The sequence below is a fragment of the Limnobaculum xujianqingii genome, assembly GCF_013394855.1.
Lineage (GTDB): Bacteria > Pseudomonadota > Gammaproteobacteria > Enterobacterales > Enterobacteriaceae > Limnobaculum > Limnobaculum xujianqingii.
Map to the genome: position 1 here is coordinate 1,175,119 of NZ_JABMLK010000001.1, position 18,728 is coordinate 1,193,846.

Sequence of the window (18,728 nt, forward strand, 5' to 3'; positions counted from 1 at the left end):
CTGTTTAGTACCTTGAGATAGCCAATCGTTGGGAGGGACGGGCGTGGGGGTCGACTTGGCGCCAGCCAACGAAGTGCCCGTAGCCCGGCCGGGCCCAACGCACTCCGTAGCTGAGTACAGACGCTTTACCGGCCGTTCTCAGTGCAGATATAAGCACCCTGTTTTTACGGTCGGAATAGACTCAGATGCTGATTCATTAGGTTTGTCAGCAGTCTGAGTGATACCGGCAATTAAAACCTGTATCACTTAAAATAACCAAGTTATGCCAACTGACTTAAACGAGCGAACTGTTTAAAATAATCAGGGAAGGTTTTAGCCGTACATTTAGGATCCAAAATGGTAACCGGCGTATCAGACAGTGCGACCAGTGAAAAACACATCGCCATACGGTGATCGTTATAAGTTTCAATCTCCGCGTGTTTCAGCTGTAGAGGTGGAACAACTCGAATATAATCTTCCCCCTCTTCCACTTCTGCTCCTACTTTTCTCAGTTCAGTTGCCATTGCGCTGAGGCGATCGGTCTCTTTCACTCGCCAGTTATAGATATTACGAATGCGCGTTTCCCCTTTGGCAAACAGCGCAGTGGTGGCAATAGTCATCGCAGCATCGGGAATATGATTCATATCCATATCAATACCGTTCAACACACCGTGCTGACATTCAATAAAATCATCACCCCAGATAATTTTGGCACCCATAGCTTCCAGCACGTCAGCAAAACGAATATCACCCTGAACACTGTTTTTACCAATGCCCGTCACCCGTACGCTACCGCCTTTAATCGCAGCAGCGGCGAGAAAGTAAGATGCCGAAGAAGCGTCACCTTCAACCAGATATTGTTCCACGGCACGATACTGCTGCTGCCCTTTGACGTGGAAAACCTGATAGTTGTCATGGCTTACTTCAACACCAAAATCACGCATCATATGCAGTGTGATTTCAATATAAGGTTTTGAAACCAAATCACCTTTAATCGTAATATGGGTATCCTGCATCGCCAGCGGGGCCGCCATTAGTAAGGCTGTTAAAAATTGACTGGATACCGAACCATCTACAGAGATGTTTCCCCCTTGAAATCCACCCCGAAGTCGAAGCGGTGGGTAATCTTGTTGCTCAAGATAATCAATTCTGGCACCGCCCTGGCGTAATGAATCAACCAGATGCCCAATCGGACGCTCTTTCATTCGAGGTTCGCCGGTCAGGATGATATCACCCTGCCCCAGACTTAATGCCGCAGCCAGTGGGCGCATAGCCGTACCAGCATTACCCAAAAATATTTCTAATGCGCTATGGGCTTTTAATGGTCCACCAGCACCCTCGATATCACAAATGGTATGGCAATCAGATAATTGATAGTGAACACCCAGCGCTTTTAATGCGTTAAGCATATGACGAACGTCATCACTGTCTAACAGGTTAGTTAGTCGGGTTTTGCCCTGAGCCATTGCTGCTAAGAGTAACGCCCGGTTAGAAACACTTTTTGAACCAGGCAAATTAATAGTTCCATCAAATTTCGCAATGGGTTGTAGGGTTAACGATTCCAGCATGGGTAAATGTTCTCTTGTTATCTATTTTGAATATTCAAATCGGTAAAAACTAATTTGCAGTTATCTTCAGGCTTTCAACGAAAGCTCTGCCGCACGCACGGCGTGTATCTCTGCGGTGTCATATAAAGGCACGGAGGCATCTTTAGCGCCAACCAACAGACCTATCTCAGTACAGCCCAGAATAATTCCCTGAGCGCCTTTATCAGCCAACTGCTGCATGATTCGGCTAAATTGTTGACGAGATTCTGTATCAATCTTGCCCAGACAAAGCTCTTGATAAATTACGCGATGCACAATTTCACGATCTGCTTCATCGGGTACAATAACCTCAATGCCATGCTGACTACTGAGTCGTCCCTTATAAAAATCTTGTTCCATGGTAAAACGAGTGCCTAACAGGCCAACTTTCTTAATACCATCTTCCAGAATAACGTCTGCTGTTGCATCAGCAATATGGCAAACAGGAATCGCAACCGCATTCTCTACCGTTTCATACACCTTGTGCATAGTGTTGGTACAAATAACTAAAAAATCGGCACCCGCACCTTCGAGCTTACGCGCTGCTTTTGCCAGATGCTCACCCGCGGCCGCCCAATCTCCCTGATGCTGTAACTGTTCTATTTCCTGAAAATCAACGCTTAACAGTACAATTTTAGCCGAATGCAAACCACCAAGATGATGACGGATGGTTTCATTGATATGACGATAATAAGGGATAGTTGATTCCCAACTCATACCGCCAATAAGCCCTATCGTTTTCATTGGGTTAGCTCTCAATCATTACAATTTTTGTCTGATAATTATATGGCTATAAAATAAATCTCTGACAACAGACAAATCAAATCGTCTGTTGTCGAGTTATTACTGTTGAATTTATACGATCGTCAACCAACGGTAATTAACCGTGGCGTCGTTCAAAAACAGCCATAAACTGAGTCAATGCCTGAACACCAGCCAACGGCATTGCGTTGTAGATAGATGCACGCATTCCACCCAGAACCCGGTGCCCTTTTAGTGCATGCAAACCGGCAACCTGAGCCTCTTCGAGGAATACCTTATCCAATGTTCCATCCCCTAATTGGAATGGAACGTTCATCCAGGAACGGTTAGGGATCGCAACACCATTACGATAGAAATCACTGTTATCAATAAAACTGTATAGGTGGGACGCTTTCTCTTCGTTACGGCGCGCCATTTCGGTCAATCCACCTTGGGCTTTTAACCATTTAAATACCAGTCCGGACAGGTACCATGCAAAGGTAGGTGGCGTGTTGAACATCGAGTCATACTTATTTAACACGGTAAAATCGAGAATAGATGGTGTCTCTTTGCGGGCTTTACCCAGAAGATCTTCACGTATAATGATCACCGTAATACCTGCCGGTCCAATATTCTTTTGCGCTCCGGCATAAATCACACCATAACGGCTAACATCAATTGGGCGAGATAAGATGGTTGAGGAGAGGTCCGCTATAACAACGCGATCGCCAAAATCAGGCTGTTCATCAATAGCAACACCGTCAATCGTCTCATTTGGGCAGAAATGAACATAAGCAGATTTATCACTCAGTACCCAATCTTTCATTGGTTTTATTGCTGACAAACCATCAATCTGGGTCTTTGCATCAAACACATTTGGCTTACAATATTTTTCAGCTTCCTGAATAGCACTGTGAGCCCAATAGCCGCCGTCAATGTAATCAGCCTGGGTAGCATCACCTAATAAATTTAATGGGATCGCAGCAAATTGCGCGCGCGCGCCACCGTGACTAAATAGCACTTTATAATTATCAGGAATTTTCATCAGATCGCGCAGGTCACGCTCAGCCGTTTCAGCTACCTGAATAAACTCTTTACCGCGGTGGCTAATTTCCATGACCGATGTGCCGAGCCCCTGCCAATCACAAAGTTCTTGTTGTGCCTGACGTAACACTTCAACCGGTAGCATTGCCGGCCCTGCACTAAAATTAAATACCTGTGCCATTTACTTCACCGCCCTGATAGAGATTATGGATTAGTTTTTAGAAATAGGATTATCGGTTTTATCATTCACTTAGTTTTGCTGCAATGCTTTATGCATCAGTTCTGATTAATTTTTCAGACTGTTCTACATCGGTTTTGTTGCTGGCAGCAGGAAAGTCTGTTGTATATTACAAAGAAAGCGAATGAATCAACCAAAAGAAACCACAAGATAGCGATATTCATCGACATTGCATGAAAAACAGCAAATATTCTGGCTAATATAAGAAAGGGAAAAAATAGCGGATGTCGTTTACCAAACTGACATCCGCTATCACTCACTAAAAACTAATCTCCAACCTATTCATTAATACTCATTAAACATCTTCTGAATTTCAACCGGATCTTGTGTTTTGGTTAATGCTAACTGTAGCAACACCCGTGCTTTTTGTGGGTTCAACGTACCCGATGCAACAAAACCATATTTAGCATCATCGATTTCTGCATCCTGAGTAGTGGACCCCGTTGGAACACGAGAAGAACGAACCACTACGGCCCCTTGCTCTCTGGCACTAACCAGCGCATCAAATACTGTTTTATATAAGTTACCGTTACCTACACCGGCGCTAACAATACCTTTAGTGCCATCCGCCAGTAATGCTTTAACTGGCGCAGCTGAAGCATTTGCGTAACTATATATAATGTCGACTTTCGGCAATTCAGTTAGTTTACTTACATCAAAAGGCGCTTCAGGTGCATGAGCGCGCGTTGGCATCCGCTGATAATCGACTTTGCCATTATGGATATATCCCAGTGGCCCGTAATTCACCGCCTGAAAAGTCTGAACACCTGTAGTACTGGTTTTAGTCACGTCCCGACCACCAACAACCACATCATTCATAGCAACCAATACTCCACGACCCGCAGAGTTTTTATCTGAGGCTACGACCACTGCATTATAAAGATTGAATGGGCCATCAGCACTCATAGCGGTAGCTGGACGCATGGCGCCAACCATAACAACGGGTTTATTACATTTAACCGTCAGGTTCAGGAAGTAAGACGTTTCTTCCATCGTATCGGTGCCATGAGTGATCACGAAACCATCGCTACTATCACAACGTTCATTAATCGTCTTGGCCAGTTTAAGCCAGACTTCGTCATTCATATCTTGTGAACCGATATTAACAATCTGCTCACCTTTAATATCAGCAATATCTTTTAGCTGTGGTACCGCATCAACCAAGCGTTCAACACCAAACTGACCGGCAACATAATTGGATTGTGTTTCTGAAACGCCTCCACCAGCAATAGTCCCGCCTGTTGCCAGAACGGTAATAGTAGGTAATTTTGCCAACGCAGGCACGGTGAAACAACAAAGCAAAGCACCAAGAGCAGTCTTCTTAAACACTGACATACTTAATCTCCTCTCTACGTTATTCTTAAAATAAAAATTAGGATGAGTTATTGATACATTTGAAATAGCCAATCATAGACGTGGTGAAAAATAGCTTCACTAGCCAAAAAAATCCCAATCTGTCTGACGTTAATCACTCATATAAAAAATTATAATGCAGCGTAATTAAGCTCTGACAGCAGATCACCACTTAACACTCTGAAACTCACTGTATTATCAGGGTATTTGATTTTTTTTTCTGTGACATTACGCCCGAGAACTAACATTTATTGAACCATTGCGCCAATTAATTATTGCATCACGTACTATGGAGCTATGACCAAAAACCCCGTATGATGCCGGATCGTTAAACTGATGAAACAGAAATGGATAACCCCATTAAAATCAAGAGCCTAAATTAATGCAAACAATCACTTCTGCGACAACACAAACCTTTATTCCTGGTAAAGATGCGGCATTGGAAGACTCCATCTCTCGTTTTCAGCAAAAGCTGACGCAATTAGGATTTAATATAGAAGAAGCGTCCTGGCTTAACCCGGTTCCAAACGTTTGGTCGGTACATATACGTGATAAGGATTGTCCACTCTGTTTTACCAACGGAAAAGGCGCAACCCGAAAAGCAGCGCTGGCTTCTGCACTGGGTGAATATTTTGAGCGGCTATCCACTAACTACTTTTTTGCAGATTTCTATTTAGGAAAAACTATTGCTGAAAGTGATTTTGTTCACTATCCCAATGAAAAGTGGTTCCCTGTTTCACCGGACAACAGCTTACCTGAAGGCATTTTAGATTCGCATCTGCATGCCTTCTATGATCCTGACCAAAGCCTGACTGCCACCGAGCTGGTTGATTTACAGTCTGGAAATGTTGAGCGTGGTATCTGCGCCCTACCGTTTGTTCGTCAATCCGACCTGGAAACGGTTTACATTCCAATGAATATTATCGGCAACCTTTATGTCTCTAACGGGATGTCTGCCGGCAATAACCGTAATGAAGCACGGGTTCAGGCGCTGTCAGAAATTTTTGAGCGTTTTGTAAAAAACCGCATTATTGCTGAAGCTATTAGCTTGCCAGAAATCCCACAGGCAATGATCAATCTTTACCCACAGGTAAAAGAAGCAATAAACACTCTTGAAGCTGAAGGCTTCCCTATATTTGCTTATGATGCTTCTCTCGGTGGTCAGTATCCTGTTATCTGCGTTGTGCTATTCAATCCCGCCAATGGAACCTGTTTTGCCTCATTTGGTGCTCACCCTGATTTTGGTGTCGCTTTAGAGCGTACCGTCACTGAATTGCTACAGGGCCGCAGCCTGAAAGATCTGGATGTGTTCAACGCACCAACGTTTGATAACGAAGAAGTGGGTGAATATGCCAATCTGGAAACTCATTTTATTGACTCCAGCGGTTTGATTTCCTGGGATCTGTTTAAACAGCAGGCCGACTATGAGTTTGTTGGCTGGGACTTCAGTGGCACTTCTGAAGAAGAGTTTGCCACTATGATGGCTATCTTTAATAAAGAAGAAGTAGAGGTCTATATTGCTGATTATACCCATTTGGGTGTTGATGCCTGCCGGATTCTGGCGCCTGGTATGTCTGATATTTATCCTGCTGAAGATTTGGTGTTAGCCAATAACAATATGGGGCAACACCTGAGAGATACCATTTTGAGTCTGCCTTCCAGCCAATGGCAACCCGAAGAGTATCTGGCTTTAATTGAGCAGTTAGATCAGGAAGGTCTGGATGACTTTGTGCGTGTACGTGAACTACTGGGCATGGCAACCGGTTCTAACAACGTTTGGAGTAGCCTGCGTGTAGGTGAACTCAAATCTATGCTGGCCCTCGCCGGTGGCGATTTGGATCAGGCGTTAAGCTGGGTAGAATGGACTCAGGAGTTCAACGCATCGCTATTCAGTGAAGAACGTCGTAACTACTATCGTTGTTTGCAAACCCTATTATTAATGCAGGTAGATGCTGAAGAGCGCGATCCGGAACAGTACAATCCAGCCTTCAACCGTATGTATGGCGAAGATACCGTAACTACCGTCTGGAATAATATTCGCGGAATACAACGCTTTCATAGCATTTTTGATGTAGATCAAGATTTAACTCAACTGCCTGCACACTGCTCTTTATTGACTGCATATAACAAATTACAGGCGGCTAAGCGGCAGTCTTAATTAAATGACCAAATAACAAGACTCTTTATAAAAAATAGAGAGTCTTGTTAGTATCTCTTTTAAAAGTAAAATAATAAGAATTAATGTTAAATAAAGGTAAAAATATATAATTAATAAATTTAAATCCAATACATTATTTATATTTCATTAACAGATCCTGATATCGTTTCAGCCCTTCATTAAAATTATTTTGCAAACATTAAAAAAATTTTTACGTAAATTAATCAATTAGATACGTTAAAAAAATACTTTTTCACGTCCTTTTTTACATTTATTCATTTTACTCATCATGATCAGTATCAATTTTTGCAGTATACTGCTTTGTTAGTATCACCAAGCAATTTAGTCTTCAGTCTTTTATTTAGGCGCAGAGATATTATTACGTGAAAACAGATAATCCTATCGCAGCATTATCACCCGCCGCCATGGCTCAGGTTGCCGAGAATGCGGGAATATATAAAGCTACAAAACATCCAGCTATTACATTCTGCTCAGCAATATTAGCTGGCGCATTTATTTCCATTGCATTCGTCTTCTATATTACAGCTACTACCGGAACAGCGAATGTTCCTTTTGGCATGGCTAAATTTTTAGGTGGCGTCTGCTTCTCTTTAGGTTTGATGTTGGTTGTTGCCTGTGGCACCGACCTCTTCACCTCAACGGTAATGACCTGTATTGCTAAAGCAACCAATCACATTACCTGGGGTCAAATGATCCGTAACTGGATCAATGTTTATTTAGGCAATTTAGTTGGTGCCCTGTTCTTTGTTGCTATTATATTTCTAGCAGGCCAAATCACTGCCGCTAACGGGCTTTGGGGGCTAAATGTACTCCAAACGGCTGACCATAAGCTACATCATACCTTTGTAGAAGCGGTTGCTCTTGGTACACTAGCTAACCTGATGGTCTGTTTAGCAGTATGGATGAGTTACGCCGGACGCAGTTTGACCGATAAAATGCTGGTAATGATCCTTCCAGTAGCAATGTTTGTTGCCAGCGGTTTTGAGCACAGCATTGCAAACATGTTTATGATTCCAATGGGAATCGTTATTAAGAATTTTGCATCTCCTGAGTTCTGGCACATGATTAATGCCACTCCGGAGCAATTTCCAAGCCTGACTGTTAGTAACTTTGTTATAGACAACTTAATCCCCGTGACTATCGGAAATATCATCGGTGGGTTAATGGTAGGTTTGCCTTTTTGGGCAATGTATTTACGTGGTGGGAAGCACTAGTTCGACGCTTCCTTCAATAAAAGGTTAATCCAATTTCCTTAGAATACGAAAGGTAGGTAAAAAATGACCGAGCTTAACCAAAAGTTTGTCAAAGCGTGGGAAGGTTTTAAAGAAGGCGACTGGAAACATAACGTTGACGTTCGTGACTTTATCCAAAAAAACTACACCCCATATGAAGGTGATGAATCTTTCCTGGCTGGCGCAACTGATGCGACTGACAAGCTATGGGATAAAGTGATGGAAGGCATCAAAATCGAGAACCGCACTCATGCGCCGGTTGATTTTGACACTGACCTGGCTTCAACCATTACCTCTCACGATGCGGGTTATATCAATAAAGAATTAGAAACCATCGTTGGTTTACAAACCGATGCTCCATTAAAGCGCGCCATCATTCCATTTGGCGGCATTAAAATGGTTGAAGGTTCTTGTCAGGTGTATGGTCGTGAACTCGATCCATCACTGAAAAAAATCTTCACTGAATATCGTAAAACTCACAACCAGGGCGTTTTTGATGTTTATACCAAAGACATCCTGAACTGCCGTAAATCCGGTGTGTTAACCGGCCTGCCAGATGCTTATGGCCGTGGCCGTATCATCGGTGACTACCGTCGCGTAGCAGTCTATGGTATCGACTTCCTGATGGCTGACAAATACGCTCAATTCCAGTCTCTGCAAGAGAAAATGGAAAACGGTGAAGACTTAGAAATGACCATCCAACTGCGCGAAGAAATTGCTGAGCAACATCGTGCACTGGGTCAAATGAAAGAAATGGCCGCAAAATACGGCTGTGATATTTCTGCTCCGGCAACTAACGCTCGTGAAGCCGTTCAGTGGACTTACTTTGCCTATCTGGCAGCAGTAAAATCACAAAACGGTGCTGCAATGTCTTTCGGTCGTGTATCAACGTTCCTTGACGTTTATATCGAACGCGACATGAAAAAAGGCCTAATCACTGAAAGCGAAGCTCAAGAGCTGATCGACCATTTAGTAATGAAGCTGCGTATGGTTCGTTTCCTGCGTACTCCTGAATATGATGAGCTGTTCTCTGGTGACCCAATCTGGGCAACAGAATCTCTGGCTGGTATGGGTGTTGATGGTCGTACTCTGGTTTCTAAAACCAGTTTCCGTTTCCTGAACACGCTATACACCATGGGCCCTTCTCCGGAACCAAACATGACCATTCTGTGGTCTGAGAAGTTACCAATCGCATTTAAAAAGTATGCAGCGAAAGTGTCTATCGATACCTCATCTGTACAGTATGAGAACGATGACCTGATGCGTCCTGACTTTAACAACGATGACTATGCTATCGCTTGCTGCGTAAGCCCAATGATCGTTGGTAAACAAATGCAGTTCTTTGGTGCTCGTGCAAACCTAGCTAAAACCATGCTGTATGCAATTAACGGCGGTATGGATGAAAAAATGAAGATCCAGGTTGGTCCAAAAGAAGCGCCAATGACCGATGCAGTACTGGATTACGACAAAGTTATGGATCGTTTAGATCACTTCATGGACTGGTTAGCAAAGCAGTACGTGACTGCGCTGAACGTTATTCACTATATGCATGACAAATACAGCTACGAAGCAGCCCTGATGGCTCTGCACGATCGTGACGTGGTTCGCACCATGGCATGTGGTATCGCTGGTCTGTCCGTTGCAGCTGACTCCCTGTCTGCTATTAAGTACGCAAAAGTTAAACCAATCCGTGACGAAGACGGCCTGGCGATTGACTTTGAGATTGAAGGTGAATATCCACAGTTCGGTAACAACGACTCTCGCGTTGATGATATCGCCTGTGACCTGGTAGAACGTTTCATGAAGAAAATTCAGAAACTGCGTACCTATCGCCACGCAATCCCTACTCAGTCTGTTCTGACCATCACGTCTAACGTGGTATATGGTAAGAAAACTGGTAACACCCCAGATGGTCGTCGCGCTGGTGCACCATTCGGACCAGGTGCTAACCCAATGCACGGTCGTGACCAGAAAGGTGCGGTTGCCTCTCTGACTTCTGTTGCTAAACTGCCGTTTGCTTACGCTAAAGATGGTATTTCTTATACCTTCTCTATCGTTCCAAATGCACTGGGTAAAGATGACGATGTTCGTAAAGCTAACCTTGCAGGCCTGATGGATGGTTACTTCCACCACGAAGCCAGCATCGAAGGTGGTCAACACCTGAACGTTAACGTTATGAACCGCGAAATGCTGTTAGACGCTATGGAAAATCCTGAGAAGTATCCTCAGTTAACCATCCGCGTATCTGGTTATGCAGTGCGTTTTAACTCACTGACTAAAGAACAGCAACAAGACGTTATTACCCGGACATTCACTCAAACTATCTAATTTGATTAGTTTGGAAATGCTCTGAAAACGAAGCCCTGCAATATTTTGCAGGGCTTTTTTCATTAACAATAAAAATACCAGCTTTAAAAGAAATCTTAACCAGAATGTCATAGAATAGAGGTTCAGCCAAAGCAACTCATTAATTTGGTAAACTGAAAATCATTATTAACAGATAGTCTGGTCAAAAACCTATTTAATGACAGAGACAGACTGTCTCAGAAGCAAACATGTTGGGCCCTTTTGAGGGTCAATTTTGGAGTACATCGTAATGTCAGCAGTAAATGGTCGCATTCACTCATTTGAATCCTGCGGTACCGTCGACGGTCCGGGAATTCGTTTTATCGTCTTTTTTCAGGGTTGTCTGATGCGCTGCCTTTACTGCCACAACCGGGATACCTGGGATACTCACGGTGGTAAAGAAGTGGCGGTTGACGATCTGATGAAAGAGATCGTTACCTATCGCCATTTTATGAACGCTTCCGGTGGTGGTGTTACCGCATCAGGTGGGGAGGCTATCTTACAGGCTGAATTTGTTCGCGATTGGTTTCGCGCCTGCAAAAAAGAAGGGATTCATACCTGTCTGGATACTAACGGATTTGTTCGTCGTTATGATGCGGTGATTGATGAGCTGTTAGATGTAACCGACCTGGTGATGCTGGACTTAAAACAGTTGGACGACAGTGTACATCAAAATCTGGTGGGAGTATCCAACCATCGTACTCTGGAGTTTGCACGCCATTTAGCCAAACGTAACCAAAAAACCTGGATCCGTTATGTAGTGGTTCCCGGTTGGTCTGATGATGAGAAGTCTGCCCGTATGCTGGGTGAATTTACTCAGAATATGACTAACATCGAGAAAATAGAGCTGCTCCCTTACCATGAATTGGGTAAACACAAATGGGTTGCCATGGGTGAAGAGTACGGACTTGATGGCGTAAAACCACCGACTAAAGAGATCATGGATCGCGTCAAATCCATCCTTGAAGAATATGGTCACAAAGTGATCTATTGATATTCACGCCCCTGATTATTGCTAAAAGCCCGTAATAAATTACGGGCTCAAAACTAATAACAAACCTAATAAATTAAAACCTGCAAATATTCCGACCGTAAAAACATAGTGCTTATATCTACATCTGGAACGGTCGGAAAACAATCTGTACTCAGCTACTGAGCGTGTTGGGCCTGGCCGGGTTAGGGGCGCTTCGTTGGCTTACGCCAAGTCGACCCCAACACCCGTCCCTCCCAACAATTTAGCTATCTTAAGGGAATAAACTGAACTGGCAGACTTTGTCATCAATCTCAGTCCATAATAAATTACGAGCTTATTAAAAATTAATAACACCTAAGCTTTACTGCATCGCCAATGGATTACGATGATGCTGTGCCCGATTAAGCAACATAATCAGGAATATCGCTGCCGCCACCGCTATCACCACGAACAGTAATCGGTCAGAATAGTGCTGCATTAATGTAGCTGTTAATGCAGGTCCTGCCAGGCTTCCTACCGTATAGCTCAACAAAAGCGTCTGATTCATGGTTATCAGTTCACTGGTATCAACTTTTTCACACGCCCATGCCATTGCCACTGGATAGAGTGTAAAGCCGGAGAATCCCAATATAAACAGCGCCGGTGCTAATGGATAACCACTAATAATCACCATTGAGCTGACAATAATAGCAAATACCTGAATACGCAGAACGAATACACGTCCATAACGTTCAACCAGCTTACCTGCGGGTAATTGGCCAACAATACCGGCCCCAACCATCAGCGCAATCCAGTAGCCAACATCCGCATCTCTGTAACCTGCATGAGAAAGATAGATTGGTAGCAGACCGTACAAAGAACCAATTACCACACCGGAAATAATACAGCCAATAATTCCTAACCGGGCATCACGGCGTTTCCACATTGACCATACAGATAGCTTTTTATCAACAGATTCTGGTTTAGGAAAACGGGCAAATAACAATGGCAAAATTGCCAGCAACAGCAAGCTAATAACCCAAGGTAATATTTCAATAAGATTGGTTGGAATAATGCCTAATAACAACTGCCCTATCAGCGTTCCCGCATAGTAAATGACCATATACGCAGCAAGCAACAATCCACGGGTATTGATGGTTCCATTACGCAATAACGCACTTTCTACTACTACCCAAATAACAGCACAGGCAATACCTGCCAGTAAGCGCCACAGGCTCCAACTAACAAAGTCGACTGAAAATCCCAGCAATAGCGTAGCTACAATAAAAAGTGCGCACGAATAGTAATAGGTTCGATTAAAACCTAAAGTGCTAATACAGAGCCCTGCTATCAAGGTCCCTAACAGATTTCCGCCAAAATAGGCCGATCCGACAATACCAACTTGCCAGGTAGTTAAAGATTCATGAATTAACCAGAGAGGAACCAGCGTATTCAATACCGCCATTGATGTTGTAAATAACAACAGCCCGGCCAGCAGTAACAGCACGGGACGATTAAACGCAGACATTTTTATGCCAAAACAGGGGAAGGAAAAATAATGTTGCGCATCATCCCACTGCTATTTTAAAAGTCAATTAGCAAAAAAATGATTGTTACACATTGGATATTCTGAAAAGAAAATCATTCTGATTAATTCTTTTAATACAATGAATTATATTTTTTAACTATAAGTTTAGTCGTTAGTTTTTATTGTTATAAAAACACGTTGAATATAGAAGAAGAGAAATAACCATTAATTATGGTTAATGTAGAACCAAATTTAGTTTAAAGGTGTTAATGAAATATGACCGTGATAGCAGGCCAGTTTGCATTTTCCGCAGCCGTTACAGCGTGCTCTATCCACCGTTACCTGATTAAGTGAATCAAAGATTATTGCCTGCTGTGGGCAACTCATCACACACAAACGACAATAATTATCCATTCGTCCCAAACAACTGGTACTGACCACTGGTTTCAACCCGGTATCTGGTGCAATTTGTGGTTCCAGAGCACCGGTTTGACACACATCTGTACACTTATGACAAAAATCACAGTCAGCATATTCAATTTGCAATTCAGCCTTACCCTCATTCATGGCAATAATGCCATATGGACAGGCTGATACACATTCACCACAACCATTACATAAGCGTAAGAATAATGATTCCATAATCGCCTGAGGCGGGCGACCGGTCCGACGAGCGATATCCTGATGTTCAATACCAGCCTGAGTTTGCTGTCCGGCTTTAAAAAAACCACGTAGTAAACCTCGACGACTCACCGTATGGTGAGTCATCCAGGCTTTGTAGTATTTCTCATCACGACTATCGATAGCCATTAGAAAAACAGATCCTTACTGATTACAGGAACGTTCAATCGCTGTTGCCAGTGAGCTAAAGTAATGGACGTGAGCTGGGCGATCCCCTGATAGAAAGGATGTTCCGCCCTCTCCTCCAGTAAAGCTAAAAAGCGGCTGCTCCATGGTAGTACATGGTCGCTCAGGAGAGTGCTCAATTGTTCGGGCTGATTTTCTGCCAACCATGCAGCCAACATTAGCAATAAACCAATATGGTCTTCCGGTTCACGCTGCTGCTGTTGTACTTCAATACCCAATGAAACTTGCCATTGGCGTAAGTCCAACATTGAATTACCGAAAACTACACTCTCACGATCCAGATAAACTGAACCCCATGGTGGTGCAGGTAATGCATCAGGACCAATAAATAAACGCTGATAGGCTTCATCCAACGTTTGTCTATGTTCAATATTTAATCCGGTATTAATCAACGTCGCTGCCGCTCTGATCTCAGACATGGCGCCGCAGGGCCATTCCTCTTGCCAGTTATCATTACTGAGTAATTCAAGCAGAGAAATCACTTCTGGCCGATCCGGAGCATAATACAACAATGCTCCCAGCATCCGACCCGTTAACGAAACATCATCAAGATCGGCAAGGCCAGGCATAGCAGGAGAAGTCATAGATAACCTTTCTGTCAGTTGGAAACTCAATAAACAGCGCCCTTTCGGACGCCGCTTATTGTATTACAGATTAACCACCGAAGGTGACACCAACGGTCATATGCAGATTATAGAATACTGCACGGCCAATGATTTCACCGCAAACCACCAGAATGAAACCCGCTAACATGGCCAAGGTTCCTGGCTTGTTACCTTTAAGCATTGGATATATCCACAGCGCCAGACCAATAGCGACCAGAACTAAACGCAGTGCCATCAACTTACCAAACTGTGGAACCAGCGCCATGGCAGAAGTCACGGTGCTGTGCATACCAGCCAGTTCAGTACCTTGCATTAACGCAGAACCAATGCTGACCAGGAAAGCAATAACGCTCACCGCAGCCAGTAACTTCCCACTGCAGTTACAGTCACGGTTTTTCAGCAGACAACCCAATAGCGGACCACCAATCAATACCGTCAGGAAGAAGTTCAGTGTGGTATAACCGTTATGCCAGGTCGGTACGGTATCGATCTGATATACGCGACACATCGCATAAACAAAGGCTATGCCAGCAACCATACCGATAACCAACCAGACTTTACCCAGTGCCTGAGGCATCTTGCCCAATATGGCAATTAACCAGTAGAAGCCACCAATGGCAAAGAATGCAGAACCCAAAGCAATCTCGTTACTCAGGCCAGACTCACCCACGCGATTTAATGAGTTAAAGGCGCGGGCAATGGTTCCCAAATGCATTACTGAAGCGATAAAAGCGATCCCCATCAGAACCCAAATGAAGAACATACCTTTATGAATCGATTTTCTCTGTTCGTCTGTTGTTTGGTTGCACAGAAGTGCCAGACCTAAAACGATAAACCCACCGACCGCACACTGGCCCAGTACGGTGAATAACATCAACGGCCATTCATGCCATCCCAGTTCCATATTAAACCTCCTTCGGATTGGATAAATGACCGGTAGTGTCGCCAACAGGACGGCTACAGGCATTAGGTTTCAGCACAATATTCGGTCGGGTATATTTCTCAGCCGGCAACGGTGCAATCTCAGCCAGACGACCATACTTTTCGCGCAGTTCATCAATTGGCCCAAAGTCCAGCGCACGTAAAGGGCAAGACTCTACGCAAATTGGCTTTTTACCCTCTTTTATCACCCGATCGTGGCAACCATCGCACTTGGTCATATGACCTTTAGCGGCGTTATATTGTGGTGCACCGTATGGGCAAGCCATATGACAATAACGACAGCCAATACAAACCTCTTCATTAACCAGTACAAAACCGTTTTCATCCTTATGCATTGCGCCACTTGGACAAACTTTGACGCAGGCAGGATCGCTACAGTGGTTACAAGCGATGGACAGATAGTAGGCAAATACGTTTTGGTTCCAGGTATCACCATCTTTTTGCCAGTCGCCGCCAGCATATTCATAAATGCGGCGGAAACTGACATCCGGAGTTAAATCTTTATAGTCTTTACACGCCAGCTCGCAGGTTTTACAGCCCGTGCAACGACTTGAATCAATAAAAAAACCATATTGTGTTGTCATTGGCTGCTCCTTAAACTTTCGCAACTTCAACTAAGTTTGTATGCTGAGGATTACCTTTCGCCAGCGGTGACGGTCGAAGTGTGGTCAGCACGTTGATGCTACCCGCATGGTCGACACCTTTACTGTCCGGCGTATACCAGGCACCCTCACCTAATGCCACCACTCCCGGCATCATACGTGGAGTCACTTTAACGTTAATATGGGTTTCACCCCGGTCGTTAAACATGCGGATCATGTCACCATTTTGAATGCCGCGTTTCTGAGCATCAATTGGGTTCATCCACACTTCCTGACGGGCAGCCGCTTTCAGCACATCAATATTGCCGTAAGTAGAGTGACAACGTGCTTTATAGTGGAAGCCGATTAATTGCAGTGGATAGGTTTCACGCATTGGATCGTCTGCCCCTTCAAAAGTCGAGACATGAATAGGCAATGGTGAAATTACATCACCTTTCGGCAGTTCCCAGGTTTTAGCCATTTCAGCCAAACGTTCTGAATAAATCTCGATTTTGCCTGAAGGCGTACCTAATGGATTAGCCTGTGGGTCATCACGGAATGATTTATAGGCAATAAAGTGCCCGGCCGGATCTTTACGCTTGATGATCCCCATTTTGCGGAACTCTTCAAACGTAGGCAGCAGGGGATCTTTCTCACAGGATTGCTGATACAGATGGCGTAGCCATTCTTCCTGAGTACGACCTTCAGTAAACTGAGATTCAACCCCCATACGTTTGGCAATCTCAGAGGTCATCTCATAAATAGAGCGGCACTCAAACTGAGGTTCAACGGCTTTATCCGCAAAAATGACATAGCCCATATTTCCTGATGACGCATCCAGACAGAAATCCATCTGCTCTGAGGTAGTTAAGTCTGGCAGTAAAATATCAGCACAGCGGGCGCTGGCGGTCATATGGTTCTCAATCACCACCACCATTTCACATTTGGTATCGTCGCCAAGAATTTCCAGCGTCCTATTAATGTCTGAGTGTTGGTTCAACATGCTGTTACCAGCATAGTTCCAGATAAATTTAATTGGCTGCTTCAACTTATCGGTACCACGTACACCATCACGAGTCGCTGTCATTTCCGGGCCACGCATAATCGCATCGGTCCACAGGAAGAATGAGATACTGTCTTTAACCGGATTTTCCAGCGTTGGGAAACGCACAAATGGAATTGCGTAGGAACCTTCACGAGCACCAGTGTTACCACCAGTAATTCCCACATTACCTGTCAGGCAGGCTAATACTGCAATCGAACGGGCAACCTGCTCACCATTAGCATGGCGCTGAGGGCCCCAGCCTTGACAAATATAGGCAGGTTTTGCAGTACCAATTTCACGAGCCAATTTAATAATACGATCGGCAGGAATAGCGGTAATCTTAGACGCCCATTCAGGGGTTTTAGCAATACCATCATCCCCTTCACCCAAAATATAGGCTTTATAGTGACCATTACTCGAAGCACTTGCTGGTAACGTTTTCTCGTCATAACCGACGCAATATTTATCCAGGAATGGTTGATCGACTAAATTCTCAGTAATCATCACGTAAGCCAGTGCAGAAACCAACGCGGCATCAGTACCTGGCGTAATTGGAATCCACTCATCTTCACGCCCTGCTGCGGTATCGCAATAGCGAGGGTCAATGTCAATCATTCTGGCATTTGATTTTTCCCGTGCCTGCTCAAGCAGATAAGTAATGCCGCCGCCGCTCATGCGGGTTTCTGCCGGGTTGTTACCAAACATCACCACCAGTTTGGTATTTTCAATATCAGAAATACTGTTGCCAGAGCCACCGCCATAGGTATAACTCAAGCCTGTCGTAATTTGAGCAGTACTGTAAGTGTTATAGTGATTCAGATAACCACCGCAGCAGTTCATCAGGCGTGCAATCAGTGAAGTTCCTGGTGGCCATGAACGAGTTACCGTTCCGCCTAATGTGCCGGTTGCATACTGAAGATAAACCGCTTCATTACCGTAATCCTTAATAATACGCTTCAGGTTATTGGCAATTTCATCATATGCCTCTTCCCAGGTAATGCGTTTAAACTTACCTTTACCACGCTTACCTACACGTTTCATTGGGTATTTTAAACGGTCTGGGTTATAGACCCGACGGCGCATTGAACGACCACGCAGACAGGCTCTAACCTGATGGTCCTGATAGACATCATCACCAGTGTTGTCAGTCTCTACATACTTAATTTCGCCATTTACTACATGCATACGCAATGGGCAGCGACTACCGCAGTTTACGGTACAAGCGCTCCAGACGGTTTTAGCCTCTGGTGCAGCACCGTTACTGACAGTTTCATCTGCATTAGCGACACCAAATGGTAATGCAACACCACCTGCCGCTACTGCCAGGCCACCCAATGCGCTGGTTTGCACGAATTTACGTCGGCTTACCGGCATCAATACTGGATTTTTCTGATCGTCAAGGCTCATAAAATCACCTGTTATTTTATCGTTAGATTATGGGTTTCTGTTAAATTGCTTCTCTGTGGGAAAAGTAAAGATAAAAGGTAGTTAGCAATAGCTAATATCAGGA

Annotated in this window: 14 protein-coding genes; 4 read left to right on the forward strand and 10 right to left on the reverse strand. The window is 44.2% G+C overall.

Annotation, left to right across the window (positions count from 1 at the left end; translation table 11 throughout):
* Positions 1–260: 260 nt before the first annotated feature.
* The 4 genes from aroA to ansB form a co-directional block, all read right to left on the reverse strand.
* The gene (gene aroA / locus GOL65_RS05470) at positions 261–1,544 is read right to left on the reverse strand and encodes a 3-phosphoshikimate 1-carboxyvinyltransferase (protein ID WP_179038367.1); all 1,284 of its coding nucleotides are present in this window, start codon (positions 1,542–1,544) and stop codon (positions 261–263) included.
* Between the two features lie 69 nt (positions 1,545–1,613).
* Positions 1,614–2,309, reverse strand: a complete 696-nt coding sequence (locus GOL65_RS05475; protein ID WP_140919213.1) for an aspartate/glutamate racemase family protein — start codon at positions 2,307–2,309, stop codon at positions 1,614–1,616.
* A gap of 136 nt (positions 2,310–2,445) precedes the next feature.
* Entirely contained in the window at positions 2,446–3,531 is a 1,086-nt protein-coding gene (gene serC, locus GOL65_RS05480) for a 3-phosphoserine/phosphohydroxythreonine transaminase (RefSeq protein WP_179038183.1), read from the reverse strand.
* 342 nt (positions 3,532–3,873) lie between these two features.
* Positions 3,874–4,923, reverse strand: coding sequence for an L-asparaginase 2 (gene ansB / locus GOL65_RS05485; protein ID WP_140919215.1), 1,050 nt, complete (start codon positions 4,921–4,923; stop codon positions 3,874–3,876).
* Between the two features lie 400 nt (positions 4,924–5,323).
* On the opposite strand from ansB, the gene ycaO reads away from it, so the two are divergent.
* The 4 genes from ycaO to pflA all read left to right on the forward strand — a co-directional run bounded on the left by ycaO (position 5,324) and on the right by pflA (position 11,692).
* Positions 5,324–7,099 carry a 30S ribosomal protein S12 methylthiotransferase accessory factor YcaO gene (gene ycaO, locus GOL65_RS05490; protein ID WP_140919216.1) on the forward strand — a complete coding sequence of 592 codons (1,776 nt, stop codon included), beginning with the start codon at positions 5,324–5,326 and terminating at the stop codon, positions 7,097–7,099.
* 383 nt (positions 7,100–7,482) lie between these two features.
* Entirely contained in the window at positions 7,483–8,334 is an 852-nt protein-coding gene (gene focA, locus GOL65_RS05495; RefSeq protein ID WP_140919217.1) for a formate transporter FocA, read from the forward strand.
* A gap of 63 nt (positions 8,335–8,397) precedes the next feature.
* On the forward strand, positions 8,398–10,680 hold the full coding sequence (gene pflB, locus GOL65_RS05500; protein WP_140919218.1) for a formate C-acetyltransferase: 2,283 nt from the start codon (positions 8,398–8,400) through the stop codon (positions 10,678–10,680).
* A 268-nt stretch (positions 10,681–10,948) separates the two neighbouring features.
* A complete protein-coding gene (gene pflA, locus GOL65_RS05505) occupies positions 10,949–11,692 on the forward strand; it encodes a pyruvate formate lyase 1-activating protein (RefSeq protein ID WP_140919219.1) in 744 nt (247 codons plus the stop codon).
* Between the two features lie 340 nt (positions 11,693–12,032).
* On the opposite strand, the gene GOL65_RS05510 is transcribed toward pflA, so the two are convergent.
* The 6 genes from GOL65_RS05510 to GOL65_RS05535 form a co-directional block, all read right to left on the reverse strand.
* The gene (locus GOL65_RS05510) at positions 12,033–13,178 is read right to left on the reverse strand and encodes an MFS transporter (protein ID WP_140919220.1); all 1,146 of its coding nucleotides are present in this window, start codon (positions 13,176–13,178) and stop codon (positions 12,033–12,035) included.
* Positions 13,179–13,430: 252 nt separating this feature from the next.
* Positions 13,431–13,988, reverse strand: a complete 558-nt coding sequence (gene napF, locus GOL65_RS05515; RefSeq protein WP_140919221.1) for a ferredoxin-type protein NapF — start codon at positions 13,986–13,988, stop codon at positions 13,431–13,433.
* The gene (dmsD, locus tag GOL65_RS05520) at positions 13,988–14,629 is read right to left on the reverse strand and encodes a Tat proofreading chaperone DmsD (protein WP_179038184.1); all 642 of its coding nucleotides are present in this window, start codon (positions 14,627–14,629) and stop codon (positions 13,988–13,990) included. Before dmsD ends, napF begins: the two co-directional genes overlap by 1 nt.
* Before the next feature lie 70 nt (positions 14,630–14,699).
* Positions 14,700–15,554: a DmsC/YnfH family molybdoenzyme membrane anchor subunit gene (locus GOL65_RS05525; protein WP_140919222.1), complete on the reverse strand. Its 855-nt coding sequence runs from the start codon at positions 15,552–15,554 to the stop codon at positions 14,700–14,702.
* A 1-nt stretch (position 15,555) separates the two neighbouring features.
* Positions 15,556–16,176, reverse strand: coding sequence for a DMSO/selenate family reductase complex B subunit (locus GOL65_RS05530; RefSeq protein ID WP_140919223.1), 621 nt, complete (start codon positions 16,174–16,176; stop codon positions 15,556–15,558).
* A 10-nt stretch (positions 16,177–16,186) separates the two neighbouring features.
* Positions 16,187–18,625 (reverse strand): DmsA/YnfE/YnfF family dimethyl sulfoxide reductase, encoded by a 2,439-nt coding sequence (locus tag GOL65_RS05535; protein ID WP_140919224.1) that lies wholly within the window; start codon positions 18,623–18,625, stop codon positions 16,187–16,189.
* Between the last annotated feature and the right edge of the window lie 103 nt (positions 18,626–18,728).